We start from the raw sequence: 26,387 nt of genomic DNA on the forward strand, positions 1-26,387 counted from the left end.
TTTTTTAAACCGTCATAGAAAACAGTTGTGTATCGGGCTGTTTACGTTGCAATAGTAAATCGAAAGCCATACAAATATTGCGTACAAATGGTTGTCCTTTATCGGTAACGGCAATACTATCTGTTTCTATTTTCAATAAGCCATCTTGCTCCATTTCTTTTAGCCTAATTAAAGCATCGGGCAATTCTGGAAAACGAAGGGCATCATTGGTCCAACTGGTTTTAAAACGACACATTAAATTAAGAATGTGTTGCCTAATTACCAAATCTTCTTCATTTAAAATATGACCTCTATAAACAGGTATTATATTATCTTCCAACAAATTGTAATAGCTTTCTAGGCCTTTTACGTTTTGAGCAAAACCGTACCAACTATCACTAATAGATGATACACCTAAACCTATCATGGCTTGTGTTTTAGAGGCTGTGTAGCCCATAAAATTACGGTGTAAATCTCCATTTTCCATAGACTTAAAAAGGCTATCGGTTTTTAATGCAAAATGATCCATCCCAATTTCGTGATACCCTACTTCTGCTAATAATTGTTTACCTAACTCGTATTGTTTTCTTTTTAGTTCTGGTGTTGGTAAATCGTTATCGTTAAAACCACGTTGTCCATTTCCTTTTATCCATGGCACATGTGCGTAGCTATAAAATGCCAATCGATCTGGCAATAATGCTTTTGTTTTTAATATGGTAGATTTTACATGGTCTATGGTTTGAAAAGGTAAACCAAAAATAATATCGTGACCAACCGAGGTGTAACCCACTTCTCTAGCCATTTCGGTAGCACGCTTAACATTTTCAAAGGGCTGAATACGATGAATGGCTTTTTGTACCGTTTCATTATAATCCTGCACTCCATAACTTACGCGTCTAAATCCCACATCAAAAAGTGCTTGCAAATGCTCGCGTGTTGTATTATTTGGGTGACCTTCAAAACTAAACTCATAATTATCGGCTAAAACCGATCTATTTAAAATACCATTTATTAATATTTTTAAATGCTCCGGACTAAAAAAAGTTGGTGTTCCGCCGCCTAAATGCAATTCCTTAATTATCGGTTTTTCATCAAACAATTCTAAATACAAATCCCACTCTTTTAAAACCGCATTTATATATGGCGACTCTACACTGTGTTGTTTTGTAATACGCTTATTACAACCACAAAAGGTGCATAAACTTTCGCAAAAAGGTAGATGTATATATAGACTAATTCCTTCTTTAGAGTTACTTTCTTTAAAAGATTGTACTAATGATTCTTTCCATTTATTTAACGAAAATGTTTCATTATTCCAATACGGAACAGTTGGATAGCTCGTGTATCGAGGTCCAGAAATATTATATTTATCTACTAATGATGTATTCATACCTAATAATTATAGTTCAAAATTAGCAGAATTCCCGTTCTAAAAATATGATATATATCATACCAAATCTTGCATGTCATTTATTATTGGCTTAACTTTCGACTAAATAAAAAAAGCATAACAAAATGAAAAAAATAAGTATCCTTTTCTTAGCAATGGCTGTAAGTTTAGCCTCTTGTAAAAATGAAAAAAAAGACAACACAACAACCGAAACAGTAGCAACTGAAACGGCTGTACAATACGTAGTAAAGCCAGAAGCGACTTCGGTAAAATGGACCGCTTACAAAACCACAGAGAAAAAACCTGTTGGTGGAGAATTTAAAGTTTTAAGATTTGATGAAAAAGCTGGAGCAACTCCAGAAGAAGCCTTAAACAACTTAAGCTTTTCTATCCCAGTAAGCAGTGTATTTACTAACGATGCAACAAACACACGTGATGCTAAAATTAAAACTTCATTTTTTGGAGCTATGTTAGACACCGAGTTATTAACTGGTAAAATTAAATATGTAGATGGTGCTTATTCTGCAGCGATTACCATGAATGGTGTTACTAGCGATTTACCTTTAGAGGTTAAAATCACAGAAGAACGTCGTGTAGTAATGACAGGTGTTATGGATTTAAAAGAATGGGACGCATTAGGAGCTTTAGAATCGTTAAACAAAGTATGTTTCGATTTACATAAAGGCCCAGATGGTGTTAGCAAAACTTGGGACGATGTCGCTATTGAAGTGAATACTTTTTTACGCGAAAACTAAACATTACCCAAAACACCACTCAACTTTTAAAACCATATATGGATTTAGATATTCTAGTCGAAAAATTTAAACAAAAAGACGAAAAGGCTTTTGAAAGTTTATACGCCATGTATAGCGAAAGCATGCATGGCGTTATTTTTAACATTGTTAGAAATAACGATATTGCCGAAGAAATAATGCAAGATGTTTTTGTAAAAGCTTGGCATAAATCGGACACATACTCGAGTAAAAAAGGTCGTTTCTTCACCTGGATTTTGAACATTGCCAGAAACGCGGCTATAGATAAAACGCGCTCTAAAAGTTTTAAAAACACAAAACAAAACCTTGATGCCTCTTTTTTCGTAGATATACTTGAAACTAGTGATAATCTAGATAATACCACGGATGCTATAGGTATAAAAAACTATGTGGGTAAACTCGCTAAAAAATGTATTGAAGTTATAGAACTTCTTTATTTTAAAGGTTACACACAAACCGAAGCTTCCGAAACATTGAACATGCCTATTGGCACGATTAAAACAAGAAATAGAAACTGTATAAAAGAGCTTAGAAACATGGTTTTAAATTAAAACCTTTTAAGTCTATATTTTGAACATTATTTAAAATTAAAATGGATATTAACGCATACATAGAGTCCGGAATTTTAGAGCTATACGTAGCTGGTTCGCTTTCTGATAAAGAAAACGAAGAGGTCTATGCGCTTATGCAAAAAAATCCTGAAATTTTACAAGAAGTTTTAAATATTGAAGCCGCCGTTATTAAACTTACTGCTGCTACAGCTCCAAAAAACAAAAACTATATATTAACGAGTATCAAAAAGACTTTAGGTTTTAAAGGCAATAGCGATACTAAAGTTATATCGATCACTAAATACAACTGGATTACTTATACCGGTTGGGCCGCATCTGTTGTTTTGGCTGCCGGCCTATTATGGACCGTAAACCAAAACACTACTTTACAATCTAATATAGAAGTTGCCAACGTAAAACAGGCCTTATTAGAAACTCAAATTGCAAATTCTAAAAACAGTTTAGAAGAAGCACAAACTCTGGTTTCCGTTTTACGAGACGATGCCATTACTAAAATACCTCTTGCTGGTCAAGGAAATTTTGCTAGCACTTACGCGAAGGTATATTGGGATAAAAAAGAACAACGTATTTTTCTAGATGCGCAAGGATTACCAGAACCTCCAGAAGGTAAAGTATATCAAGTTTGGTCTTTAAAACTTAGCCCTTTAACACCTACAAGCTTAGGTACTATTGACGATTTTGCTACGGATACCAACAAAATATTCGAGATTGCAAATGCAAATCAAAGTGAAGCTTTTGGTATAACTTTAGAGCCTGCTGGCGGAAGCGACACCCCAACTATGGAGTTTTTATACACACTTGGTGTTGCGGCTAGTTAATTCATTTTAAAAACGTTTTATCTTCTTATTTATGTTTCCTATGACTAGGAAAAGGCACAGAAATGATCTATTCTTTACGTCTATTGCGGTTTAGCTTATTTATTATTCACCTCACTCCTGTCTACCGTTAAATAGTTTCCCAAAACCTAATTATTAAGCATAAAAAAAACACTTGACTATATTTCTATAATCAAGTGCTTTCACCTAAAAAACCAACAAAATCAATCACAAAATTCTTGGCTTAATCTTTATATTTTCAAATCACTACACTTCTATAAATGTACTTTAATTAAAACCTATAACTCACAGTAAACTTACTAGAAAACGGTGTACCTGGTGTAAAATGAATTTCTTCTACAGGTGCGGTTTCATTCTGTAAGCGTGAGGTTGTAGCAAATTGTGTTTCGTTCCATTCGGTATCAAAAAGATTCTCTATCGCGAAACCAAACGTTAAATTATTGATGGTATAATTCACGTTAAAATCGCTCACAAAATAACCTTCGGCAACAATACTATTATCTTCGTTTGCTGGTCTATCATCAATATACCTGAAATTTAATCCTCCAGAAAACCCATCTAAATCGTTAACTGTAAGTCCACCTGTTAAAGTGAAATCTGGAGCCAACGGAATATAATCTTCACCAGAAGCTTCATCTATACTACGCGCTTTTGTAAGTGTAGCATCGGTATTTAAAAACAACCAATTGTTTAATTGATATCTTAAACCTAAATCTGCACCATAACGTCTTGTTCTTCCGCTAGGTTCAACAATACCAGCATCGCCAACATAAACAAACTCTTGCTCTAAAAACAAATACCATAAAGCAGAATTAACCACTAATTTTGGTGTTAGTTTCCAAATATTACCAAGATCAACGCCATAGGCTTTTGGTAAAATATTTTCACTAGCATTGGTTACAACAACTCGTGTATCATTAGAGTGAAAACCAATACCCGATTTTAAGTATAGTTGCAAGTTATCTTTCGCATTATAAAAGAAATTCAACTTAGGCAACAACGCTGTTTTGGTTTCATCTAAAGACGTGTAGTTTGTTTGTAGTTTATCATTATACATAAATTTAAAATGCTCTAAACGTAAAGCTGGAGCAACAATAAGTTTTCCAAACTCGAATTCTGCATTAACAAACATACTTGCGTTAGTTTGGTTTATATCACCCAACTGCACTTGCTCTAATGTTGTACTTCTATTTAAAGTTTTAGATAACTCGGTATCGTTTGCCACATCATTTCTTAAACTTACGCCTGCACTTAAAACTACAGGTGTTTTCCCTAAATAAGTATCATGAATTAAACGACTATTAAATCCAAAAATATCACGATTTTCAATTTGTTTTATTTGATCGCCATTTACAGGATCTTCTAAAAAGAATGTAAAATTAGAATACAGTTCGAATGCCGAATGTGTATAAAACATATTGGTTTTTAACCTTGTATCATCATTTATATACTTACTATATTCTATGTTTAAATTGGTACGTTGCGTGTTACCACCTTCGGTATCATCGATAGCTCCAAATCTAGAAATATTTCCATTATCAACTTCGCGTTGTGGTATTTGCCCAGAAGCATCCCAACGACTTTTAAAGTGAGACAGTGTTAAGCTTAATTTATTATTTTCTGGAGAAATAACGGTGTACTTTCCAAATAGATTAAGTCTATTAAAATTTTGAGGAGACTCAAACGGGCCATCATTTTCTAAATACTCAATGGCCATATAAGCGTTTTCATTTTTAGAATCGCCCAACAAATCAAACATCCCAAGAGTTCTTAAAGAGTTAAATTGGCCAATAGACAATGAAACCTGACTATCTTTTATATAATCTTTGGTAGAAAAATCTACATAACCTGCCGTGTTAAAATCACCTTTATTGGCATAATAACTTCCTTTACCAAAATCTATTTTGTTAACCGTTTCGGCTATTAAAAAGTGTAAATCACTGTAACCTTGCCCGTGTGCATGAGACACCATATTTACTGGCATACCATCTACCGAAATGGCAACATCGGTTCCGTGATCGATATCAAAACCTCTTAAAAAAAGCTGTTCTGCTTTTCCACCACCAGCGTGTTGACCAATAATTAAACCAGGTACTTTTCGTAATACTTCTTGAGAAGAGTTTACGGGATCGATACTTAAATCTAATCGAGAAATTGTGCTCAACGCATTTAATTGCTCATTTAGGTGTAGCTCTTCTAACTGAAATGTTTTCTCTTGTAAAGTAATCGTTATTCCTGAATTTAGAGTGTTTTCTTCTAAAACCAAAACCTGATTTTTATAACCTAGAAGTCCAACTTTAAGTGAATCTCCTATTTTATTTTCATCTAAAACAAACATACCGTTTGCCGAAGAGTGCGCATGCGTTTCAGAATTTAAGTTATAAACATAAGCCGCTTCTAAAGGCTGATTATTTTCATCTATAATCACACCTTTTAAACGTTGTGAAAACCCTAAATTAACTAAAAACAAGACTAAAACTGTAGAAAGATATTTTCTATAATTCATATAAAACATTTAAATATTACGAATTTCATTGGCCATTAAAGGACCAAGTTCAAAAATACTATTATTCAATTCTTTTTTTAATTCCTCGGCTTTTTTTAACTTTCCATTAACCTTATAAATGCACGCTAAATGGTATAATACATCAGGCTCCGATGTTTTCCCTATAACAAAATTCTCCATAACTGTTAATGCTTTTTTAGTATCTCCTAAATTAAAATAAGACCAAGCTAACAAATCGTAAGATTGTGGTGTTGGGCGATTTTCAATTTCGGTTAACGCTATTTCTAAAGCTTTGTTTTTCATATTAATATCTTCAGCAAATAAAAGTGCGTTATACTTATTATACATATCGCCATATTGCGTATTGCTTACTGCTTTTTTGTATAATTCTAACTGTTCTTTTTGCAACTCAGCATCTTCTAGATATTCAGCAATATCTGCCTTCAATAAATAGTAATCTGGAGATAAATGAGTTCTGGTAGCATAATCTAAAATGCGCAACGCTTCCTTTGGGTTTTTCTCGTGAGAATACACAATCCATGCAATTCCTTTTTTAGAATAAGCATCTTGCGGATCAATTTCTAAAGCCATTAAATAGTGCTTATAAGCAGCTTCTATTTTTCCGGCGTGCCCGTAATAATCGGCTAAATTAGTATACACCCATTTTTTTGTAGATGGCATATTGGTATATTCCGCCATGGTTTTAGCACGTTCCATATATTTTATGGCAGCATCTAAATCGCCACGAACATCCGACCATTTTGATAAACGAATGATATAATCGAAATCTTCAAAATCTTTAAAAGTTTCTAAATAACTTTTCGCAGCTTCAAAATCTCCTAATTCTAGGTTAACATCGAAGAGCATTTTTTGAGTACTTTCTAAATGTTCCCCATTAATTTCTGCTTTTTTAAGTAAACCTAAAGCTTCTTTAAAACGGTGTTGCGAAATATAATTTCTTGCTAAAGCACGTAAATAGCCTGTGCTAGTATAGTTTACAGCCTCGTTTGCTTTTATTAAACTTTCTTCGGCCTCTAAAAGAGATTCAATATTACCCGTAACTCCAAATATTTGAGATTGTGAAGCAGATACCTTTGATAAATAAGGAAATTGATTAGGTTGTTTTTCTAGTTTTTGTTTCCAAAAATTTAAATCTGCCTGAGCCAATGCTAATGCTTTGTTGGTTGTGTTTTCTAAAAAAACATTATAATCTTTAGAGTTGGTAATTTTATTATCGGCATTATTACAACTTGCAAAACAAGCTGCTAATAACACAAACGCCAGTTGGTGAATGATTTTCATGATTTTAGATTTTTAGTGTGATTTTTTTGTGATTCGTTTTTAGGTTGAAAAAATAAAGAGGCTGTTTAAAAAAATAATTAAACAACCTCTAAATAGGCTTCTACCAAGGAGAAGCTAGGTAAGGAAATGAAGGCAAAAAGTCTTTATCGTTAGCACTTACATTATCATTAGAAAATTGAGGGTTTTCAGTAAAATCTTCACCACCAAAAATTAATAATAACTCTACAGTAATAACATCATCAGTTAAATTACGACCTGTTAAAACATTAGTACCATCGTAAAAAGTTGTTGTTCCGTCTAAGGATACATTTAAAACATCGGTTGCAAGTAAACCTGTAAAGGTTGCAGCATCTTGTTGTAATGCATTTTTATCGCCAGCGTTAGCAAAAGCAGGACTTAAACCTTCTAAATTTGCTTGAAACATACTTTGGAATGCAGCATTTTGCTCTGAAGGAATAGTAACATTGAAATCATCTTTACTAGATCCAGAAACAAATACAGTATTTACTGCAGGTCTTCCCATTTGATCTTGTTGCATAAATGTTCCTGAAAAATCAGGCTCCATATTTTCTACAATATTGTTATCATCGTCCGATGAGCAATTAAATGCTAAAAATGATAATGCAAATGCGACACTTATATTTTTTATAGTTTTCATACTTAATAATTTTAATTAGTTATTTTTTATTTCTTTTTAGATTCTACCCAAGTGTTAATAGTTCCCGAACCACCAATCATACTTTTTGGTACTTCTACTACTATAGACATTACATTACTACCTGCAAACGTATCTGCTCCTGGATCGTTAAAACCATCAGCAGTACCAGCAATAATTGCAGAGTATTGTGCAAAATCCATAAAAAACGGATCGTCACGTGGGCCAGCAAAAAACGTCATACCCATTGCATTAGTTTCTGTTACAGCAGCTTCACCATACGTTGTAATATCTACCCAACCTGTATTAGTTGCTGTAGTTGCGATGGTACTATTAAGTCCTGTTTGCGATGGTGCAACTGGTCCAAAAAAGTACATTTTTCCGTCTCTCGGAATGGCTTGAATTACCATGTCTTCAATATTGTCACCATCGGTATCAATATTAATTTCAACTAAAACACTTTCATCAAATGCAGCATCGGCAGTTGCGCTTGGGCTAATTAAACCTTGTACGTTTGCTACAAACACTAAGTTATTTGTGTTTTCAGCTTGAAAGGCATAAAAATCTGTGATATCACTTGTTCCTCCTTTTACAGCAGGTGCATCGATATGATCTGCCGCTAAAATGAAGACACTAGCCGCAGCTACTACTCCAATTCCTAATACTCTTTTTAAGTTTTTCATGATTTTGAATTTTTGTTAATCTGTTAATTTTTGAATTCACGCATACCTACGAAGAAACAACAAGAGCGGTTTTGTTAAAATTATGTTAAAGCGAAAAACCGCCTAAATATTGGATATAAAATTTATCTTTGTCTCTTATTAAAAATGATAGTAGAATGAACCCATCGGCTTCTGGTTGGATAAATAAATTGCTTACAGATGTTAGTAAAAAGGATGCGCTATTTAATATAGACAAAGAATCTTTTTATGAAGCATTGCGCGATTCTGGATTTATCTACGGAAGCAATTTAGAAGTTGTAGAACATACTTTTGAAAACAAAGACCTTACAGAAGAAGAACTTTGTAAAACCAATTTATGCTTAGCATTTTTATACACGCACAAAACATCGAACTCTAAAGCCGAGTTTGTAGATAGTGTTATTGGCTTTTACTCTACCATTAAGGAATCTAAAAATTCTTTTTTTCAGGATTTATTAGGTGGTAAAAAATCGAACGAGCAACTCGAAAAAATAATACACAAACGCGTTCAAATAGACGCTAATGTTTTAACAAAAAACTTTAACTACTTTGTTATTAACGCGCTACTATATATAGATGTGTTGGCGTACCAAGGTTATTTGAAAAACGAAACCATTTCGATTGAATATTTAAAAAATTTAGAAGCTGCCATTACCTCTATTTCTTTAGAAGTTTTGAATGCCAAAGCCTCTAAAAATAAATATGACGAAAGTTTAATTAAATTGTTTGAATCGTCTTTACGCTACCAAAACGACACGCATATAGATTATAAAGCAGCCGTTGCTATGGTAAAAACTTCTAAGGAAGCCTACTATATTTTAGACATTGCTTGCATGGCCTCTTGGAGTGATGCTATTATAGACGAGAAAGAATATCAATTTTTAGTAAAACTAGGTCAAGATTTAAGATTGAATAGTGAACGCATTCAGCAATCCATCCAAAGTGTAAACACCTTTTACACTGCCAACAAAGGCAATATTGCGCTTTTAAGCTCTAAAAATATTGTACACAGTTTTTACGATAATTCTAGTAAAATGGTATACAAACTTATTACTAGAAATAGTAAACGCTTGTACCAAGAACTAAAGGATAGTAAGGAACTTATGGTTCTACTTACCCAGTCTACCGTTAGAGATTTAACTAAAGAGGAGCAGAAAAAAGTAACCGACCAACTATTAGATATTTTTAAATCCATACCTAGTTTAGCGATTTTTCTATTACCAGGCGGTGCCATTTTATTGCCTTTGGTTATTAAATTTATTCCAAAATTATTACCTTCTGCTTTCGATGAAAATAGAATAAAGAAATAATAGATTCCACTTTTCATCGTTTATAATATATTGAAATCACATTGGCTAAACATTAGTTTTAGCCGAACTCCGTGGTCTATCACAGAAAAAAAATCTATTCTTTTAGAACTATTTTATTTTTTTCAGTTAGATTTACGAATACTAACATTCTAATCATATAAAATTTGAAGACATCATATACAATTGAGGAAATTAACGACGTATTACAAGGCGAATTAATTGGCCATACTACACAAGAAATTAACGGACCAGAACAATTACAAAACGCGAATAATAATCATATCACTTTCGTTGGAAGTGTTAAATACGTGAAATTTTGGGCCGACTCTAAAGCATGTGCTGCTGTTGTAAATGATAATTTAAAAATTGAAGCCGGAGATAATCGCGCTATTATTAAAGTGAAAAATGCCGATTTAGCGATGGCTAAAATACTGGAACTTTTTAATCAACCAGCTCCCGTATTCGATACTGATATTCACCCAACAGCCGTTATACACGAAACTGCAAAAATTGGTAACGGATGTAAAATTGGAGCCAATTGCTACGTTGGTAAAGATGTAGAATTGGGTAACGAAGTTATACTATACCCTAATGTTTGTGTTTTTGATGAAACCATTATAGGTGATAAAACCATAGTTTGGTCGGGTACCGTAATTCGCGAACGCTGTATTATTGGTAGTAACTGTATTTTCCATACTAATGTAAGTATTGGTGCCGATGGTTTTGGATACAGACCAAGTGACGATGGTAGAGGCTTAGTTAAAATACCACAAATAGGGAATGTAATTATTGGTCATTTTGTTGAAATTGGAGCAAATTCATGTGTAGATAGAGCCAAATTCAGCTCTACTATTATTGGCGACGGTTGTAAAATTGATAATCTAGTACAGGTGGCTCACAATAGTGTTATGGGACGATCTTGTATTATGGCTGGACATAGCGGACTCGCTGGTTCGGTTACACTTGGAGATGGTGTTATTATTGGAGGAAGCGCTTCTATTAAAGACCATACCAACATTGATTCGGGAGCAACCGTAGGTGCTGGATCTGGTGTAATGAACGATGTAAAAGCCGGACAAACCGTTTTAGGTTATCCTGCGCAAGACGCTCGAGATATGCTAAAACAATGGGTTGCTATGCGTAGATTGGTTAAGAAATAAAATTTTATTTATACAAAAGGTTTACTTTATTTGAAAATTTTTGAATGGAGTGAACCTTTTTGTTTTACGAATAATTCGATTCTGGTGTATTTTTACATCAAAAGATGTAAATTATGGCAATTGTTGGAAGACAAGATGTAAATAAAAAACTTTAAAAAGCAAAAAAACCACCTCTCATTGAGATTATTAATGCACTTTTAATCTTCATAAAACACCTCCAACCTCAACAACTAATTTCCATTGACTCAAACAGCCTTTCCATTGAAAACATTTGAATTCTAAACATAAAAATTGCAGTTTTACCGTATCTTAATAGAACCTAAAAAAGTATTATGAATCTAGAGTTCTTAAACAAACGTAATTCCAAGATTTTTGAGTTCAGTTTTATTTCAGCCTTTTGGTTGTTATTATTTACGGCACCACTATTCTTTCAATGGATTAACGTAGATAAAATAAACTGGAACATCATTTTTAATGTCTGGTTCGATTACTTACCGCTACTCATTATATTTTGCATCAACAGAATTATTTTAATTCCTCAGTTTCTATTTAAATCTCGAATTTCCTTATATATAATTTCTGTAACGCTATTAATAGCGCTAACCGTAATTGGTTCTATAACAATACGACAACTGGAAAACCCGCAACAAGCACCACCATTACACGGGCAAAATTTACTACAACTGCCTGACTCTAATAAAGAACTTAAAGAGAGAAAAACAGGAAACCACGAAGCACCAATGTCTTCAACTCCACCTTATATAAACCTTATATTATTATCCATTTTATTGGTTGGTTTTGATACCGGAATGAATCTTTCTGTAAAATGGGCACAAGGACTGCAGCAAAAAGCAGAGATAGAAAAAGAAAATATTAAAAATGAATTAGCTTTTTTACGCAATCAAATTAGTCCACATTTTTTAATGAATACGCTTAATAATATTCATTCCCTGGTTGATTTCGATACAAAAGAAGCCAAAAGTTCTATTGCTAAACTTTCGGTGTTAATGCGCCATCTGTTATACGAATCGGACGCAACACCAACCACTTTAACAAAAGAAATAAATTTCATTAATAGCTATATTGAACTCATGAAACTGCGGTTTAGTGAAGAAATCGATATACAATTCAACTTACCAGAACAATTACCCGATATCACTATTCCTTCATTTCTTTTCACAAATATTCTCGAAAATGCTTTTAAATACGGCATAAGCTATGATGAAAAATCATTCGTTCATATTAATTTATATATTCATAAAAACGAGCTTGAATTTAATATATGCAACAGTTTACATAAAAAGAAAAAAATTACAGAACAATCTGGGATAGGTATAGAAAACACTGAAAAGCGACTTAAATTACTTTTCAAAAATAATTATACATTTACCCATACAGAATACGACAAGATATTTAATTCAACCATTAAAATACCTATATGATAACCTGTATAGCAGTAGACGATGAACCTTTGGCATTGAGACAAATTGTTTCTTACATTGAGCAAACGCCATTTTTGCAACTTTCAGCAAAATTCACGAATGCATCATTAGTAACGGAATACTTAGAAACTAATACTGTAGATTTAATGTTTTTGGATATTAATATGCCAGATATCAGTGGCATGGAATTGGCTAAATCACTTAAAAATCCGCCTAAAATAATTTTCACTACAGCTTATAGCGATTACGCCATAGAAGGCTATAAAGTAAATGCCGTAGATTATTTACTAAAGCCAATTGAATATAACGATTTCTTATCTGCATCTACCAAAGCTGAAGATTTTATAAAAAAAGATAAGCTAGTTAAAACTGAAATTAAAAAGACGGGCGATTACCTGTTCATTAAATCTGGGCAAAAACACATCCGAATTAATTTTAACGATATAGAATATCTAGAATCTCAAAAAGAATACGTCTGTATCCATTTGATAAATAGCGCTCCGGTAAAAACATTAATCCGTCTTAAAAATATTGAAGAAGTATTACCACAGGGAAATTTTATGCGTATTCATCGTTCCTTCATTGTAAACCTCAACCATATTGTTACCGTAGAACGCAACCGAATTATTTACAGCGACAAAAGATGTATTGTAGTTAGCGACACTTACATAGATCAATTTAAGGAATTTATTAGCAATAATTTTTTTAGTTAAAATTCCATTGATTAAATACCGCCTTCCGTTGATATTACTTTTTTTTCACTCGTCACTTTAAGTTCTTTGTAGTAAGTTAAGACTAAACACAAAGAGATGATACATTATAGCAAAAAACTGTTTACGGCACTAGGCCTATTTGTTTCGGTTATTTCTGTGGTAAAAGCTCAAGCCACCTACCCTATTGTAGATACAGGCGTAAACGCATTTTATAGTGATACAGCCATAATAACAGCACCAACCAAAGCCCAACCTTTTTACGGGCAAGATGCTACATACACTGGTAATCAACCTTCTTACACCGATAATAATGACGGCACGATTACAGACCATGTTACAGGCTTGGTATGGGAAAAAAATATGGGTACAAAAATCACTTTTGAAGAAGCCTTTGTAAAAGCAAAAAATTCAAATCTTGGAGAACATACAGATTGGCGTGTTCCAACAATAAAAGAATTGTACTCACTTATTTTATTTACAGGAAAAATAAAAGGAGCTACTGCCATAGATATGTTTATTGATACTGAATATTTTAATCAACCACTTGGAAACACAAGTATTGGTGAACGTGAAATTGATGCGCAAACTTGGTCGGCAACAGAATACGTAGGCAAAACCATGAGAAAAGACGCCACCGTTTTTGGTGTTAATTTTGTGGATGGAAGAATTAAAGGATATCCTAAATACAAACCCAGAACCGGAGATAAAAACACTATGTATTTTCGCATGGTTAGAGGAAACACAGCATATGGAAAAAACAATTTTATAGATAATGGAGATGGTACAATAAGCGATTATGCCACCGGATTAATGTGGCAAAAAGCAGATGATGGAAAAGAACGAGATTGGGAAACATCTTTAAACTATGCCGAAAACCTAGAACTCGCAAACTATAACGATTGGCGTTTACCCAACGCCAAAGCGTTACAAAGTATTGTAGATTACTCAAGATCTCCTCAAACAACGAATTCTCCGGCTATAAACCCGATATTCGACACAACAGAAATAAATGATCCAAAAGGAAAATCTGGCCAATACCCTTATTTCTGGACCAGTACAACACATTTAGATGGTAGAAACCCATCTGCTAGTGCTGTTTATATTGCTTTTGGCGAAGGACAAGGAGAAATGAGAGGAACTCTAATGGATGTGCATGGTGCAGGCTGCCAAAGAAGCGACCCTAAAAGTGGAAATAAAAATAATTTTCCTCAGTTTTTTGGTCCACAAGGTGATGTTCGTTATGTCTACAATTTTGTACGATGTGTAAGAACAATAGAATAAAAACCATATATTTAAAATAATATTAATATACCCCAAACAAAATAAACGAATAAAATAAAATGTATATGAAAGCAAAACATATTAAAATCGCAGCCATAATAATGATATTTTTAGGCCAAGTTAGTTGTAGTGAAGACGATAAGGTAACAACCAACGAAACTATAGAAGTTCCCGATGTGTATTTTAAAATTTACGGCGCAACAAGTATTACAAGTGATGGTACTTATATTACAATAAATACGAATGGTATGCCAGACCATAAAAGTGTGTATTACCCAACTTCAAGTGAATTATACGAAGATTTTAGTGGTACTACTTTTGAAGGCTACGATTTTGTAAAAAACCCAAATACCATCGCTTCATTCGATTATACTTTTAAAATACCTTTAAACCCAACAGTAGCGACTAACCATGCCGCTACACCACTTGGTGCTATAGGAGTTTCTTTAAACGGTGTGCCTCTTTTTAATCAATATGCAGGACCTAACCAACCACTTACCGATGAGTTTCAAAGTTTTGATAAATACTGGGGACATCCAACAGGAAATGGAACATTTCACTATCATATTGAACCACTATATTTAACAACGGTAACAGCTACAAAGTCCTCATTACTTGGTTTTCTATTAGATGGTTTTCCTGTTTATGGTCCTGAAGAAAACGGATCTGACGTTACCGGATTAGACGCCTACCATGGCCATAGTCACGCTACCGAAGATTATCCTGATGGAATTTACCATTATCATATTACCAATACAGATCCTTACATAAACGGAAACGGATATTACGGAACACCTGGAACTGTAACGCAGTAATGAAATACGCCTATTTATTTTTCTTGATTTTTTGTGTGTGTTCTTGTAAAAACAAAACAAATGAAACTAGTATTATTAAAAACATTCCAGCTTCATTTGTTTTAAAATCAACGACCGTAACAAAAGCAAGTTTACTTTATGCTGAAGGTAGAATCTATTCAGGTTTTGTTTACGAACTAAACCCAGAAACTGCGGATACTCTTTTGTTAGAAGGTTATTACAACGGCTTAAAAGAAGGTGCATCAAAAAAATGGTATACCAACAATAAGTTAAAGGAATTACGTCATTATTCCTTTGGACAAAAAAACGGAAAGCAAATTGCATTTTGGAAAAACGGAAATAAAAGATTTGAATATACCGCTAAAAAGGATGCCTATGAAGGCGAATTAAAAGAATGGAATAGCGATGGGTTTTTATTTCATTTGGCTCATTATTCCAACGGACAAGAAGAAGGCTCTCAAAAACTATGGTATGATAATGGGAAAATTAGAGCAAACTACGTTATCATTAGTGGTAAGAGGTATGGATTATTAGGAACTAAAAATTGTGTAAATGTATCGGATAGTATTTTTATTAATAAGTAGTGTTTTATTAATTGGTTGCAACGGAAGTAAAAAGAAGCGTCAGAATACGGAAGAGATCACAGCTTTACCTTACTATAACGACCCGACTTTTACACCGGTATTTATAAAGGATAAATCTAGAGTTCAAAAAGAAATCACGCATATTATTGATGATTTTGAATTCTTAAATCAGGATAGTATTTTAGTGAATCAAAGTATAATTCAAAACAAAATACACGTTGCTAATTTTATTTTCACCACTTGTGGCAGTATTTGCCCGGTAATGACAGATCATTTAAAAATAGTAAGTGATAGCTTGCAAAATAATCAAGATCTTGTTTTTCTATCGTATTCTGTTACACCTTGGATAGATACGCCTAGTAAATTAAAGGCTTACAAGAAAAACCATGATATTACAAACGAGAATTGGCAATTTCTAACGGGTTCAAAAAGTGACATCTATAAATTAGCCAGGCAATCTTATTACGCCGAAGAAGATATTGGTTTCAGCAGAGATAGTACAGAGTTTCTACATACAGAACATTTAATTTTAGTAGACCAAACTAAAAGGATTCGTGGTGTTTATAATGGCACCGTAGCTTTGGATATGGAAGCGCTCATAAATGATATAAAGACTTTACAAAATGAAAAATAATAGTCTCTCCAACTTAAGATTGAAATAGCAATATCATTTTTAAAATATTACAGTAAATAAATTAGGTTTCCAACTCCAACAACTCCTGTTAAACAGCCTAAAATAAAATCCATTCTAGTTGCTATAAAAGTAAGTTTGTGTTCAATTCTGCTCGCTACTGTGGCATACACGGCGTATAATGTAAATGAGCCCGCCGTAGAACCAATAGAAAAATATAAACTATTGAGAAGTGAGTATTCGAAATACTCTAAACCTATTAGCAAAGAAATAGACGTGAAGTAAAACGGAATGGCAAAAGTATTTAATAAAGACATACCAATACCGTGTAAGTAAGCTTTAGACTTATCGATTTCTTGTTTTTTAATTTGCTTTTTTGAAGTAAAATATAACCTGAAAAAATTTGCCGATAGTAAGAAAAGAATACCTGTACCAACTTTTTGTATCAGGGTTATATATTCTGAATTCTCCATTAAAACGCTTGAAAGATATGCGCCTATATTAGCTTGAAAAAACAATACCGTAGCAAAACCACCAATGAGATAAAAAGCAGATTTCCGTCCACTTTTCAAACTAAACTTAACAACTGTAAGATTTAAAAAACTAGGTACAATACTACCGGAAGCAGCAATAAGAAATCCAAAAAGTAAGCAGGTTAAAAAAGTCATAATTTATATCTAGCCACAAATAAACGGCTTAATCCATCAATATGTTACTACGTTTAATCTTTAAATTAACCCGAAACGATTCAACTAAGCCTTTTTTAATCAAATGGAAAGTTTAAAAATATAGTAACTTAGCCTTCTTTAACCTATGGGTCTATTTTAGAATAAGCAAAAACGACATTACACGTATTATGAAAATAGTATTAAAAGTACTCGGTATTATATTTGGTGTTTTATTCATTTTTGGAGCTATTGTGCAATACAACGACCCCGACCCTATATTGTGGATTATTATTTATACCATTGCTTCTATTGCTAGTTTTGGTTATGCCGCTAACAAAACACCTAAAATGGTTCTACTTGTTCTTGGCACTTTATTCCTAATCGGTTTTTTCTCAGCCTACCCAGAAACTTTTGAAGGTTTTGAAATAGGTAAAGGAGATATAAAAAATGTAGAAGAAGCGCGAGAAGCTTACGGATTATTGCTAATGGCAATTGTTATGTTTTTGTTTGGTGGTTTTTCTTTTTTAGGGAAGAAGTGATTACACAAAAATATGTTGTTATGTAAAAAAATCACTCTCATATTACGATGCTACAATAATTAAATACATTTACTTAAAAAATGTAAGGCGTTGATTACTAAAAAAGTAAGTAATAAAGCATTAAATGTCAGCTCCTGTTTTTTATTTACCATACACTTCTGTTAATTTTTTTAACATATATTTACACCTAACCGTAAAAAATCTTAATATGAAAAACATCAAAAAAGCAGTTCTATTTACATTCTTAATTTTTGGTATTACTAGTTCTTTTGCAAAAGGAAAAATCCCGCTTGGGAAAAAAGAAGTGATTACTGTTGTCTCTGAATTACCAGATAACGAAATGTATGAAACTAGTGAAAACAGTAAAGTTTATCTTGATTTAGCAACAATACACGAAGAATTTAATGTGGCTTGGATTTTACCATTATGGATTACCAAAGATGCGAAGCTTGTTTTATATGATGTAAAATCAGAAACATATTATGACGTTTCAGAAGAGCAAATAGCCGTCATATTAGAGGAAAACAACATTAATAAAGCCGATGTTTTAAAAGTTCCTTTTTACAATAAATATGGTGGTAAAGTTCTATTTCTATTAATAGTAGCAGGAATCATCTGGAGTTATATGGGTAAAAAAGAAGATAATGTAACACCTCAAGAAGTTTAATTATGAGTCCATATTTACTTCCGGCAATAGTACTTTCTTTTGGTTTCCTTATGATGTTTTACATGATGAAAAGAAACAAAAAGCATGTTAGCAATGAAGATTTTGATAAAGAAAAACAAAATGTTGACCAGTACAAAAAAGAACTTCTAGACAAGGACTATTCTTTTATCAAAAAATGGATGAAAAACGCCCCTATTGATGCTTTTACCTCAGCCTCTATACCATATACAGGTGCAGACAAAGCTAAAGATATAGGTAAAGACATATTAAAATCTGCAATGACTTTAGGAACCGTAAAGTATACCACTGTCGAAACTCCTTCTTTTGTGATTTTAAGCGAAGGGAAAATGCATTATTTTAGTACAGATGTAGATGGCGATTTAAAAGAGCATTTAATTTTTAATTCAGAGCGCTTAAGCAATGCAACCGTTACTTTCGATTCTACTAAAACCAAAGAAATCGTTGCTAACAAATACCTTTTCACCTTTAATATAGACGGCCAAGTAAGCGCTATAGAAGTTCATAACACATTAACTTTTAATGCTGATGTTTCTTCAATGTTTGGCAGTAGCTATTCTAAAACCTTAACTAAAAACAAAGTTGTTGGAGATGAGTTTTATACTAAAATAATTGCACTTTATCCAAACTTAAAAGTAAAGCGCTAATTTATCATCATTATAATTTTCAAAGCCGAATTTCAAAATATATTGAAATTCGGCTTTTTTGATTTATACTCAAGCAAAAATAAACAGCTACTTAATTGAATATGGTTTCTTTACAAATAAGAACTAATATTAGTAAAAGGCATTGCAACATATACAGCAATTCCTTTTCTTTAAAAAATAGAATACTTTTACAAAAAACTAAATCATCATTTTATGGCATTTACTATTGCTTTTATACTATTAGTGGCTTTCGCTCTCTATACTCTTTATGCCACCAAAAAGAAAAAGGCTGAAAAATTTCCCGCTAATTGGCATAACAAAATCATGCGGCATGTTAATTTTTATAAAGGTTTATCTACCACTGAACAAAAACGATTCCAGCAGCGGATTATGGTATTTTTAAGTGAAGTAAATATTGAAAGTGTAGGTTTCAAACTTGAAGATCTCGATAAAATATTAATTGCATGTAGCGCTGTTATTCCTGTTTTTAATTTCGAGGAATGGCATTACAAAAATTTAAGTACGGTTTTAGTTTATCCAGATCATTTTAATGAAAATTTAGGTTTTGCTCAAACCGATGAAAACCGACAAATTGCAGGTATGGTTGGTACGGGACAATTTGAACATCAAATGATTTTATCACGAAAAGCACTGCATGGTGGCTTTCAAAAAAAATCTCATATTCACAATACAGGTATTCATGAGTTTGTACATTTAATAGACAAACTAGATGGCTTAACAGATGGCGTACCAGAAACATTAATACAGCAACCCTACGTTATACCTTGGTTAAAAATTATCCATAAAGAAATGGAGGATATAAATAACAATAAATCTGATATTAGAAATTACGGAGGTACTAATGAAGCCGAATTTTTAGCTGTAGCTTCGGAATATTTTTTTGAACAACCTGAAAAAATGAAGAAAAAACATCCAGACTTGTATCAAATGCTTGAAGTTTGCTTTCGTGTAAAAGATAGTTCTAAAACGTAAAAGAGGATTTAAATTCTCTTTAGAAACCCATCCACAAATTAAGATGTTTTTTCTTACTTATTAAGTGCTAATTTTTTAAATTTGAATATTACATTGCTAAAACCTTAGCAAAAATCATGAAAAAAGTAATTTGTTTTCTACTAACAATTTCATCTTTGTTTTATTCCTGTAAGGAAAAAACAAAGAAAAGCACTTATATAAAAAAGAAAGTCATAGATAGCGCTATAGTTTACACACCAAAAAGTGAACTTGAAAATGAATATCTTAATTTTAATTCTCCAGAAGCTATAAATCGAATAGCAGACATAGAAAACGAATATTTTAATGACTATAGATTAAACTCAAGTAAATACTATGGCACACAATGGTATTACTCAGTAGGTTTAAGCAAGGATTTACTAGACTCTATAAATGTTTTTCAAAAATATGCTATAGAAAAAAATGATATTAAGCTAGATAGTATGCACTGCACTATATTTGCTGTAAAAGCTTTAGAAGCTGGGTTTGGAAAGGAATTTGAAACTGTTGAAAAACATCATACCAAAATATGGGCTAACCGCGAACATGCTGGCTGGAGCTTAGGATATATTTTAACTAAATTCTACAACTGGAAAGCCTACCTTTTTATCTCAAAAAACTCTAATGAATATGATGCCTGTTTAAAGAATTACAAAAAGGATAAAAAATACCATGTTTGGAAACAACCCAACATTCCTTTAACGGGTATTTTTGATGTTGATGATGATAAAGACGACATTAATAATCTTCTAAATCTAAATGAGTTTGGCTGGGGTTTTAGCAATCAGGGATGGCACACTTGGATAACCCGGTTTAACTATTTAAAAGAATGTAATTGGCTTGGAGCTCCTTCTGAAAAACACAACTTAAGCAAGAGCACGCCTCTATTTTTAAAAACTAAATTCACCGATTACCGTGACTATAATTCTCATGTAATAATTTTTCCGCCTAAAAAGAACGAAATATTTATAAACGAATAACAGAGATAGAAACAGCGTAAAATTAATTTTAACCTGTAGACATATTTTCAGAACAAAACATTATGAAAAACTTAATTTTAATATTATTAATTGGATTTTTTAGTTGTAAACCTGACACCAAAAAAAACATTAGTTATACAGCTCAAAATAATATAAAGATTATAAAAGCTGACACGATAAAATTCACAAATGGATTTGATTTTCCTGTAGGAAAACCAGATGCAAAAAAATATTATAATGCTCAAAAATTTGGAGAAAACGAACATTTAGGAGATGATTGGAATGGAGTTGGAGGAGGAAACACCGATTTAGGCGATCCGATTTATTCTATAGCAAATGGATATGTCTCTTATGTTGAAAATGTTTATGGAGGTTGGGGAAACGTTATTAGAATAGTACATTATATTGATAATGAAAATCAAATTGAATCTCTATATGCACATTGTGATGAAATAATTATTAAAAAAGGAGATTACATAGAAAAAGGGCAAAAAATTGGAACAATAGGAAATAATAATGGGCAATATCTTGCTCACTTACATTTAGAATTAAGAAGCCAAGTTGGACTTCCAATAGGTGGCGGATATTCTTTTGATACTGAAGGGTATTTAGACCCTACTGAGTATATAAAAAACCACAGAAATTAACAACGTGCAAATCCATAGCGCCACTTAGGCTTAATTTAAAAGCAAAACATGTAAATTTGGCCAAGTAAGAATTTAAAAGGCTGCGCTTACCTTCTACCCTACAAACAAAAAAAAAGAACATTATCTGCTAGCCAAAAAACAATCTAGATGCCAATAGAAAACATACCCGAACTCTACATTAAGGACAAAACAGAAAGTCCTGATTTATTTTGTTTACGACTTTAAAATGACCACAGATGTTGTTAAAAGTAAGGTGAATTTAGGCATGAATATGTTTAGTTTTCTTCAAGTAGGGAAAAAACAAGTGCATTTTGCAGGAACATCGGTTGCAGTAAATAAAGACCAATCATTATTACTGAAAAAAGGAAATTGGCTTTGGACAGAATTATTAGACACAGAAGCTATTTATTACTGTAAACTCTTTTTCTTTTCTGAAGAGAAACTAACCGATTTTTTAAGTAAATACACCAACGACGTTAAACCGTATAAAGAAGATGTACCCTATTTTGTAATTGAAAACGATACATATATTGCTTCTTTTATTAGCTCGTTAGCATCACATACATTTGAAAACCAAAATTTTAGCGATGCATTATTGGCTTTAAAGTTTGAAGAAATTTTATTGTACTTATTAAATAAATATGGTAATACCTTTGAGTATTACTTACATTCTCTAATTTCTAAAGATGTTTCACCATTTAAAAACATAGTAGAAAACAATGTGCATTCTAATTTAAAGTTAGAAGAAATTGCCTTTCTCTGCAATATGAGTTTATCTACTTTTAAACGTCATTTTACAAACGAATACAACCAAGCACCAGGAAAATGGTTGCAAGATAAGCGCCTACAAAAGGCTAAAGAATTGTTACAAGGCGGAGAATTAAAAGCATCTGATATTTACTTAGAAATTGGCTATAACAACCTGTCTAACTTTAGTGTAGCCTTTAAAAACAAGTTCGGAATTAGCCCAACAGATATTTCAAACTAGATAAACAATATCTAAACCACTGATTTACAAATTTCTAAAAACACATCAAACTATTTTTTTTTTGATAATAAACAACATTGACCTTTTTTCATAAGTTATTGAGCCGTTTCAATAAATAGAAAGGTAATAACCCAACATACATTTGTACCATAATTAAACAACGCTTGTTTTTGCAAGCACTATTTAATAATTAAAAATTATAATTATGGCAAATGTAACAAAACCAGTATTTAAAGAAAGATACGGTAACTTTATTGGCGGTAAATTCGTGGATCCTGTAAAAGGTCAATATTTCGATAACGTTTCTCCAGTAGATGGTAAAGTATTTACGCAAGCAGCACGCTCAACACAAGAAGATATAGATTTAGCGCTAGATGCAGCACACGAAGCGTTTCCTTCTTGGAGTACATCTTCAGCAACAGAACGTAGTAATGCGTTATTAAAAATTGCACAAGTAATGGAAGATAACTTCGAGTACTTAGCAACTTTAGAAACTATAGATAACGGAAAACCAATTCGAGAATCTCGTGCAGCAGATATTCCTTATTGTATCGATCACTTCCGCTATTTCGCAGGTGTAATTCGTGCAGACGAAGGTAGTATTTCAGAACACGACAAAAATACAGTAAGCATTGTATTGCACGAACCTGTTGGTGTTGTTGGAGAAATTATTCCTTGGAATTTTCCAATGTTAATGTTAGCATGGAAAATTGCTCCAGCTTTAGCCGCAGGTTGTACAGCTGTTGTAAAACCAGCAGAGCAAACACCTACTAGTGTTATTGCATTAATGGAACTTATTGGTGATATTTTACCAGCAGGTGTATTAAACATTGTAACTGGTTTTGGCGCAGAAGCTGGTGCAGCTTTAGCAACATCTAAGCGTATTGCAAAACTATCTTTTACAGGTTCTACGGAAACTGGGCGTAAAGTTTTACACAATGCTGCCGAAAACATTATTCCTGTAACTATGGAATTAGGTGGTAAATCTCCAAACGTATTTTTTCCATCTGTAGCCGATCATGACGACGATTTTTTTAGTAAAGCTATTGAAGGTGCACTAATGTTCTCTTTAAACCAAGGTGAAATTTGTACTGCTCCTTCACGTATTTTAGTGCATGAGGATATTGCAGACCTTTTTATCGAAAAAATGAAAGTGCGTTTAAAAGCAATTAAAACAGGAAACCCGTTAGATCCAGAGACTATGATTGGTTCTCAAGTTTCTAAGCCACAATACGACAAAATTCTTGACTATATTAAAATAGGAAAAGATGAAGGTGCAGAAGTTGTTGCTGGTGGTGATGCTGGTAATTATGAAGGCGAACTTTCTGAAGGATACTACATTCAACCTACAGTTTTAAAAGGAAATAATAAGATGCGTATTTTCCAAGAAGAAATTTTTGGTCCGGTTGTAGCCTTAACAACATTTAGCTCTACGGAAGAAGCTATTGCTATTGCAAACGATACGCCTTACGGTTTAGGTGCTGGTGTTTGGTCTAGAGATGCACACGAATTATACCAAGTACCTCGTGCTATACAAGCTGGTAGAGTTTGGGTAAACCAATACCATACTTATCCTGCACATGCTCCTTTTGGTGGTGTTAAAGAATCTGGATTTGGTCGTGAAAACCATAAAATGGCTTTAGATCATTACCGTGTTGTAAAAAACATGTTAATATCTTACGACAAAAAACCTATGGGTTTCTTTTAATTAAAACCCATTAAATTCAGTAATAATAAAGCCTTGGATAATCCAGGGCTTTGTTGTTTTTATATAAATTTCATTAACCTGCTATAGAAAAAGAACTACTCCATATACTCTTGCCATTTTATTAAAATATATTTTTCTACATTACTTTCTTTCTTTTTTAGAAAACCAAATTCATAAACAAATAGGTAAATATCATCTTTTTTGTTTTTCCAGTAATGGGTAAAATATTTTGGATTAAATCCTAATTCGAGAACAACTTTTGCTCGCACAGTTGCTTTACCCGATTTATTAAAGTTTTTAAGAATTTTTCTATTAAGCTTCAACTGGTTATCTACTTTATTATAGAATCTTGGAGCTTCATCTAAAGATTTCCGGTAGTGATATGAGCTTTTGCAATGTAAATCGCAATAAATTTTATCAGACCGTCCTATCAGCTCTTTTCCGCAGGATAAACACTCATTCTTTTTTAATTTCATATTAACTTAAACGAAGATTACACGAATACTATTCGTTTAAGATACGACTAAATTATTTTATATAAATATCTTGTTTTAAAATTACTGATATGCTAAATAAACATATAACATTAAAACATCTTTTTATAAAAGAAAAACAATGTATTGGCTTACAATTCAATGCAGATAAAGTTATTCAAGCTCTAATTAAAGAGTTACCTAACCCAAAATGGAGTAAAGAGTTTAATATGGTATATATTATAAATAACAAATCTAATATCAATTTAATTTTTGAGAAATTTGAAGGTGTTGCTTGGGTTAACTGCAACTATTTTTTTAAAGACAAAAAACTAAATAGTGATAACAAAAACACAGATGTATCTTGGTTTAGAAATCGACCTATTAAAAAAAACTTTAGAGTATGTCCTGAGGAATTTTTACAGAAATTAGAGTTGAAAAAATATTCTAATAGCACGGTAAAAAACTACGTTCATAGCTTTGAGAAATTTATCAACTACTATAAGGAAAGAGAATTATTTAGCATAAACGAAAATGATATTCGAATCTATCTTAAAAAGTTAGTTCACGAAGACAGATCAAATTCATATATAAATATGTCTATTAACGCTATTAAATTCTATTATGAAATGGTTTTAGGAATGCCGAATCGATTTTACTCCATTGAAAGACCTAGAAAAGAGTCTAAGTTGCCAAAAGTACTATCAAAGGAAGAAATAATTACAATAATTAACTTAACCAATAACATAAAGCATAAATGTATTATAAGCTTATTGTACTCTTCTGGTTTGCGCAGAAATGAACTATTAGAATTAAAAATAAAAGACATTGATAGTAAACGAATGGTTATTAGAGTTGAACAAGCTAAGGGAAATAAAGACCGATATACTGTACTGAACAAAAGTGTTCTAGAAGATTTGAGAAAGTATTTTAAAATTTACAAACCTGAAACATATTTATTTGAAAGCCCTATTTCGGGTAATAAATATAGTAGCTCTAGCGTACTCCAAATTGTTGTAAAATCTGCCAAGAATGCTGGTATTAAACAAAGAGTTACTCCGCATATGTTAAGACATAGTTTTGCTACTCATTTATTAGAAAGTGGTACTGATATTCGCTACATCCAACTGCTACTAGGTCATAATTCGACCAAAACAACAGAAATTTACACACATGTTGCTACGAGTTCCTTTACAGAAATTAAAGATTTACTATCTTAGTGCGCATATAATAGATATATAGTTAGTACTAACTATATACAATTGTTGTAAGCAATAGCGTGGCTATCGTTAGATAACTTTCAATATAAATATTGTTTACGCAAAAGGAATAAAAAAAGGCAGTTAAAAAAGTGTATTATTTAGAAAATACGCTTCCAAGTTTTCGGCGAT

General features: G+C 32.4%; 26 protein-coding genes and 1 pseudogene. 20 read left to right on the forward strand and 7 right to left on the reverse strand.

Annotation, left to right across the window (positions count from 1 at the left end; translation table 11 throughout):
* Nucleotides 1-4: 4 nt before the first annotated feature.
* Nucleotides 5-1,369, reverse strand: coding sequence for an oxygen-independent coproporphyrinogen III oxidase (gene hemN, locus V6246_RS07645; RefSeq protein ID WP_341559864.1), 1,365 nt, complete (start codon nucleotides 1,367-1,369; stop codon nucleotides 5-7).
* A gap of 125 nt (nucleotides 1,370-1,494) precedes the next feature.
* Between hemN and V6246_RS07650 the strand changes: the two genes are divergently transcribed.
* From V6246_RS07650 to V6246_RS07660, 3 genes are read left to right on the forward strand one after another with little or no spacing between them, the layout of a single operon-like run.
* Complete coding sequence (locus tag V6246_RS07650) at nucleotides 1,495-2,124, forward strand: YceI family protein (protein ID WP_341559865.1); 630 nt, start codon at nucleotides 1,495-1,497, stop codon at nucleotides 2,122-2,124.
* Between the two features lie 38 nt (nucleotides 2,125-2,162).
* Entirely contained in the window at nucleotides 2,163-2,693 is a 531-nt protein-coding gene (locus tag V6246_RS07655) for an RNA polymerase sigma factor (RefSeq protein ID WP_042500139.1), read from the forward strand.
* A 41-nt stretch (nucleotides 2,694-2,734) separates the two neighbouring features.
* Nucleotides 2,735-3,532, forward strand: coding sequence for an anti-sigma factor (locus V6246_RS07660; protein WP_341559866.1), 798 nt, complete (start codon nucleotides 2,735-2,737; stop codon nucleotides 3,530-3,532).
* A gap of 289 nt (nucleotides 3,533-3,821) precedes the next feature.
* On the opposite strand, the gene V6246_RS07665 is transcribed toward V6246_RS07660, so the two are convergent.
* The 4 genes from V6246_RS07665 to V6246_RS07680 all read right to left on the reverse strand — a co-directional run bounded on the left by V6246_RS07665 (nucleotide 3,822) and on the right by V6246_RS07680 (nucleotide 8,696).
* Nucleotides 3,822-6,056, reverse strand: a complete 2,235-nt coding sequence (locus V6246_RS07665; protein WP_341559867.1) for a TonB-dependent receptor — start codon at nucleotides 6,054-6,056, stop codon at nucleotides 3,822-3,824.
* 9 nt (nucleotides 6,057-6,065) lie between these two features.
* Complete coding sequence (locus tag V6246_RS07670) at nucleotides 6,066-7,358, reverse strand: tetratricopeptide repeat protein (protein ID WP_341559868.1); 1,293 nt, start codon at nucleotides 7,356-7,358, stop codon at nucleotides 6,066-6,068.
* A 100-nt stretch (nucleotides 7,359-7,458) separates the two neighbouring features.
* Nucleotides 7,459-8,016 carry a DUF4331 family protein gene (locus tag V6246_RS07675; protein ID WP_042500134.1) on the reverse strand — a complete coding sequence of 186 codons (558 nt, stop codon included), beginning with the start codon at nucleotides 8,014-8,016 and terminating at the stop codon, nucleotides 7,459-7,461.
* A gap of 26 nt (nucleotides 8,017-8,042) precedes the next feature.
* The gene (locus V6246_RS07680) at nucleotides 8,043-8,696 is read right to left on the reverse strand and encodes a DUF4331 family protein (RefSeq protein WP_341559869.1); all 654 of its coding nucleotides are present in this window, start codon (nucleotides 8,694-8,696) and stop codon (nucleotides 8,043-8,045) included.
* Between the two features lie 128 nt (nucleotides 8,697-8,824).
* Between V6246_RS07680 and V6246_RS07685 the strand changes: the two genes are divergently transcribed.
* From V6246_RS07685 to V6246_RS07720, 8 genes are all read left to right on the forward strand, one after another.
* Complete coding sequence (locus V6246_RS07685; protein ID WP_341559870.1) at nucleotides 8,825-10,024, forward strand: LETM1-related biofilm-associated protein; 1,200 nt, start codon at nucleotides 8,825-8,827, stop codon at nucleotides 10,022-10,024.
* 164 nt (nucleotides 10,025-10,188) lie between these two features.
* Complete coding sequence (gene lpxD / locus V6246_RS07690; RefSeq protein ID WP_341559871.1) at nucleotides 10,189-11,184, forward strand: UDP-3-O-(3-hydroxymyristoyl)glucosamine N-acyltransferase; 996 nt, start codon at nucleotides 10,189-10,191, stop codon at nucleotides 11,182-11,184.
* 332 nt (nucleotides 11,185-11,516) lie between these two features.
* Nucleotides 11,517-12,626 (forward strand): sensor histidine kinase, encoded by a 1,110-nt coding sequence (locus V6246_RS07695; protein ID WP_341559872.1) that lies wholly within the window; start codon nucleotides 11,517-11,519, stop codon nucleotides 12,624-12,626.
* Entirely contained in the window at nucleotides 12,623-13,339 is a 717-nt protein-coding gene (locus V6246_RS07700) for a LytR/AlgR family response regulator transcription factor (RefSeq protein ID WP_341559873.1), read from the forward strand. Before V6246_RS07695 ends, V6246_RS07700 begins: the two co-directional genes overlap by 4 nt.
* Nucleotides 13,340-13,435: 96 nt before the next feature.
* Nucleotides 13,436-14,620, forward strand: coding sequence for an Lcl C-terminal domain-containing protein (locus tag V6246_RS07705; RefSeq protein ID WP_341559874.1), 1,185 nt, complete (start codon nucleotides 13,436-13,438; stop codon nucleotides 14,618-14,620).
* Nucleotides 14,621-14,685: 65 nt separating this feature from the next.
* On the forward strand, nucleotides 14,686-15,435 hold the full coding sequence (locus tag V6246_RS07710; protein ID WP_341559875.1) for a YHYH protein: 750 nt from the start codon (nucleotides 14,686-14,688) through the stop codon (nucleotides 15,433-15,435).
* The gene (locus tag V6246_RS07715; RefSeq protein WP_341559876.1) at nucleotides 15,435-16,019 is read left to right on the forward strand and encodes a toxin-antitoxin system YwqK family antitoxin; all 585 of its coding nucleotides are present in this window, start codon (nucleotides 15,435-15,437) and stop codon (nucleotides 16,017-16,019) included. The genes V6246_RS07710 and V6246_RS07715 overlap by 1 nt, the downstream gene beginning before the upstream one ends.
* Nucleotides 15,988-16,653, forward strand: coding sequence for an SCO family protein (locus V6246_RS07720; RefSeq protein WP_341559877.1), 666 nt, complete (start codon nucleotides 15,988-15,990; stop codon nucleotides 16,651-16,653). The genes V6246_RS07715 and V6246_RS07720 overlap by 32 nt, the downstream gene beginning before the upstream one ends.
* A gap of 47 nt (nucleotides 16,654-16,700) precedes the next feature.
* Here V6246_RS07720 and V6246_RS07725 read toward each other — a convergent pair whose 3' ends face one another.
* Nucleotides 16,701-17,318, reverse strand: a complete 618-nt coding sequence (locus V6246_RS07725; protein WP_341559878.1) for a LysE family translocator — start codon at nucleotides 17,316-17,318, stop codon at nucleotides 16,701-16,703.
* A 188-nt stretch (nucleotides 17,319-17,506) separates the two neighbouring features.
* Between V6246_RS07725 and V6246_RS07730 the strand changes: the two genes are divergently transcribed.
* The 8 genes and pseudogenes from V6246_RS07730 (at nucleotide 17,507) to V6246_RS07765 (ending at nucleotide 24,523) form a co-directional block, all read left to right on the forward strand.
* The gene (locus V6246_RS07730; protein WP_133967128.1) at nucleotides 17,507-17,857 is read left to right on the forward strand and encodes a transmembrane 220 family protein; all 351 of its coding nucleotides are present in this window, start codon (nucleotides 17,507-17,509) and stop codon (nucleotides 17,855-17,857) included.
* 208 nt (nucleotides 17,858-18,065) lie between these two features.
* A complete protein-coding gene (locus V6246_RS07735) occupies nucleotides 18,066-18,524 on the forward strand; it encodes a hypothetical protein (protein ID WP_341559879.1) in 459 nt (152 codons plus the stop codon).
* 2 nt (nucleotides 18,525-18,526) lie between these two features.
* Nucleotides 18,527-19,189, forward strand: coding sequence for a hypothetical protein (locus V6246_RS07740; protein WP_341559880.1), 663 nt, complete (start codon nucleotides 18,527-18,529; stop codon nucleotides 19,187-19,189).
* 213 nt (nucleotides 19,190-19,402) lie between these two features.
* Entirely contained in the window at nucleotides 19,403-20,182 is a 780-nt protein-coding gene (locus V6246_RS07745; RefSeq protein ID WP_341559881.1) for a M90 family metallopeptidase, read from the forward strand.
* Between the two features lie 116 nt (nucleotides 20,183-20,298).
* A complete protein-coding gene (locus V6246_RS07750; RefSeq protein ID WP_341559882.1) occupies nucleotides 20,299-21,180 on the forward strand; it encodes a hypothetical protein in 882 nt (293 codons plus the stop codon).
* A 62-nt stretch (nucleotides 21,181-21,242) separates the two neighbouring features.
* Nucleotides 21,243-21,827 (forward strand): M23 family metallopeptidase, encoded by a 585-nt coding sequence (locus V6246_RS07755; RefSeq protein WP_341559883.1) that lies wholly within the window; start codon nucleotides 21,243-21,245, stop codon nucleotides 21,825-21,827.
* Between the two features lie 147 nt (nucleotides 21,828-21,974).
* A pseudogene (locus V6246_RS07760) lies at nucleotides 21,975-22,815 on the forward strand (helix-turn-helix domain-containing protein).
* A 205-nt stretch (nucleotides 22,816-23,020) separates the two neighbouring features.
* On the forward strand, nucleotides 23,021-24,523 hold the full coding sequence (locus tag V6246_RS07765; RefSeq protein ID WP_341559884.1) for an aldehyde dehydrogenase family protein: 1,503 nt from the start codon (nucleotides 23,021-23,023) through the stop codon (nucleotides 24,521-24,523).
* A 95-nt stretch (nucleotides 24,524-24,618) separates the two neighbouring features.
* Here V6246_RS07765 and V6246_RS07770 read toward each other — a convergent pair whose 3' ends face one another.
* Entirely contained in the window at nucleotides 24,619-24,999 is a 381-nt protein-coding gene (locus V6246_RS07770; RefSeq protein WP_341559885.1) for a hypothetical protein, read from the reverse strand.
* Between the two features lie 89 nt (nucleotides 25,000-25,088).
* On the opposite strand from V6246_RS07770, the gene xerA reads away from it, so the two are divergent.
* Complete coding sequence (gene xerA, locus V6246_RS07775) at nucleotides 25,089-26,216, forward strand: site-specific tyrosine recombinase/integron integrase (RefSeq protein ID WP_341559886.1); 1,128 nt, start codon at nucleotides 25,089-25,091, stop codon at nucleotides 26,214-26,216.
* Nucleotides 26,217-26,387: the final 171 nt, after the last annotated feature.

Source organism: Algibacter sp. TI.3.09 (assembly GCF_038154905.1).
GTDB lineage: Bacteria > Bacteroidota > Bacteroidia > Flavobacteriales > Flavobacteriaceae > Algibacter.

Excerpts from the sequence above, each read along its gene's own strand:
- V6246_RS07750 (WP_341559882.1), top strand. The coding sequence starts at position 20,299 with ATGAAAAAAGTAATTTGTTTTCTACTAACAATTTCATCTTTGTTTTAT.
- V6246_RS07655 (WP_042500139.1), top strand. The coding sequence starts at position 2,163 with ATGGATTTAGATATTCTAGTCGAAAAATTTAAACAAAAAGACGAAAAG.
- V6246_RS07660 (WP_341559866.1), top strand. The coding sequence starts at position 2,735 with ATGGATATTAACGCATACATAGAGTCCGGAATTTTAGAGCTATACGTA.
- V6246_RS07730 (WP_133967128.1), top strand. The coding sequence starts at position 17,507 with ATGAAAATAGTATTAAAAGTACTCGGTATTATATTTGGTGTTTTATTC.
- V6246_RS07755 (WP_341559883.1), top strand. The coding sequence starts at position 21,243 with ATGAAAAACTTAATTTTAATATTATTAATTGGATTTTTTAGTTGTAAA.
- V6246_RS07740 (WP_341559880.1), top strand. The coding sequence starts at position 18,527 with ATGAGTCCATATTTACTTCCGGCAATAGTACTTTCTTTTGGTTTCCTT.
- V6246_RS07650 (WP_341559865.1), top strand. The coding sequence starts at position 1,495 with ATGAAAAAAATAAGTATCCTTTTCTTAGCAATGGCTGTAAGTTTAGCC.
- V6246_RS07680 (WP_341559869.1), bottom strand. The coding sequence starts at position 8,696 with ATGAAAAACTTAAAAAGAGTATTAGGAATTGGAGTAGTAGCTGCGGCT.
- V6246_RS07735 (WP_341559879.1), top strand. The coding sequence starts at position 18,066 with ATGAAAAACATCAAAAAAGCAGTTCTATTTACATTCTTAATTTTTGGT.
- V6246_RS07695 (WP_341559872.1), top strand. The coding sequence starts at position 11,517 with ATGAATCTAGAGTTCTTAAACAAACGTAATTCCAAGATTTTTGAGTTC.
- V6246_RS07745 (WP_341559881.1), top strand. The coding sequence starts at position 19,403 with ATGGCATTTACTATTGCTTTTATACTATTAGTGGCTTTCGCTCTCTAT.
- V6246_RS07675 (WP_042500134.1), bottom strand. The coding sequence starts at position 8,016 with ATGAAAACTATAAAAAATATAAGTGTCGCATTTGCATTATCATTTTTA.
- V6246_RS07670 (WP_341559868.1), bottom strand. The coding sequence starts at position 7,358 with ATGAAAATCATTCACCAACTGGCGTTTGTGTTATTAGCAGCTTGTTTT.
- V6246_RS07725 (WP_341559878.1), bottom strand. The coding sequence starts at position 17,318 with ATGACTTTTTTAACCTGCTTACTTTTTGGATTTCTTATTGCTGCTTCC.
- V6246_RS07770 (WP_341559885.1), bottom strand. The coding sequence starts at position 24,999 with ATGAAATTAAAAAAGAATGAGTGTTTATCCTGCGGAAAAGAGCTGATA.
- V6246_RS07665 (WP_341559867.1), bottom strand. The coding sequence starts at position 6,056 with ATGAATTATAGAAAATATCTTTCTACAGTTTTAGTCTTGTTTTTAGTT.
- V6246_RS07715 (WP_341559876.1), top strand. The coding sequence starts at position 15,435 with ATGAAATACGCCTATTTATTTTTCTTGATTTTTTGTGTGTGTTCTTGT.
- V6246_RS07705 (WP_341559874.1), top strand. The coding sequence starts at position 13,436 with ATGATACATTATAGCAAAAAACTGTTTACGGCACTAGGCCTATTTGTT.
- xerA (WP_341559886.1), top strand. The coding sequence starts at position 25,089 with ATGCTAAATAAACATATAACATTAAAACATCTTTTTATAAAAGAAAAA.
- V6246_RS07765 (WP_341559884.1), top strand. The coding sequence starts at position 23,021 with ATGGCAAATGTAACAAAACCAGTATTTAAAGAAAGATACGGTAACTTT.
- V6246_RS07710 (WP_341559875.1), top strand. The coding sequence starts at position 14,686 with ATGAAAGCAAAACATATTAAAATCGCAGCCATAATAATGATATTTTTA.
- V6246_RS07700 (WP_341559873.1), top strand. The coding sequence starts at position 12,623 with ATGATAACCTGTATAGCAGTAGACGATGAACCTTTGGCATTGAGACAA.
- V6246_RS07720 (WP_341559877.1), top strand. The coding sequence starts at position 15,988 with ATGTATCGGATAGTATTTTTATTAATAAGTAGTGTTTTATTAATTGGT.
- hemN (WP_341559864.1), bottom strand. The coding sequence starts at position 1,369 with ATGAATACATCATTAGTAGATAAATATAATATTTCTGGACCTCGATAC.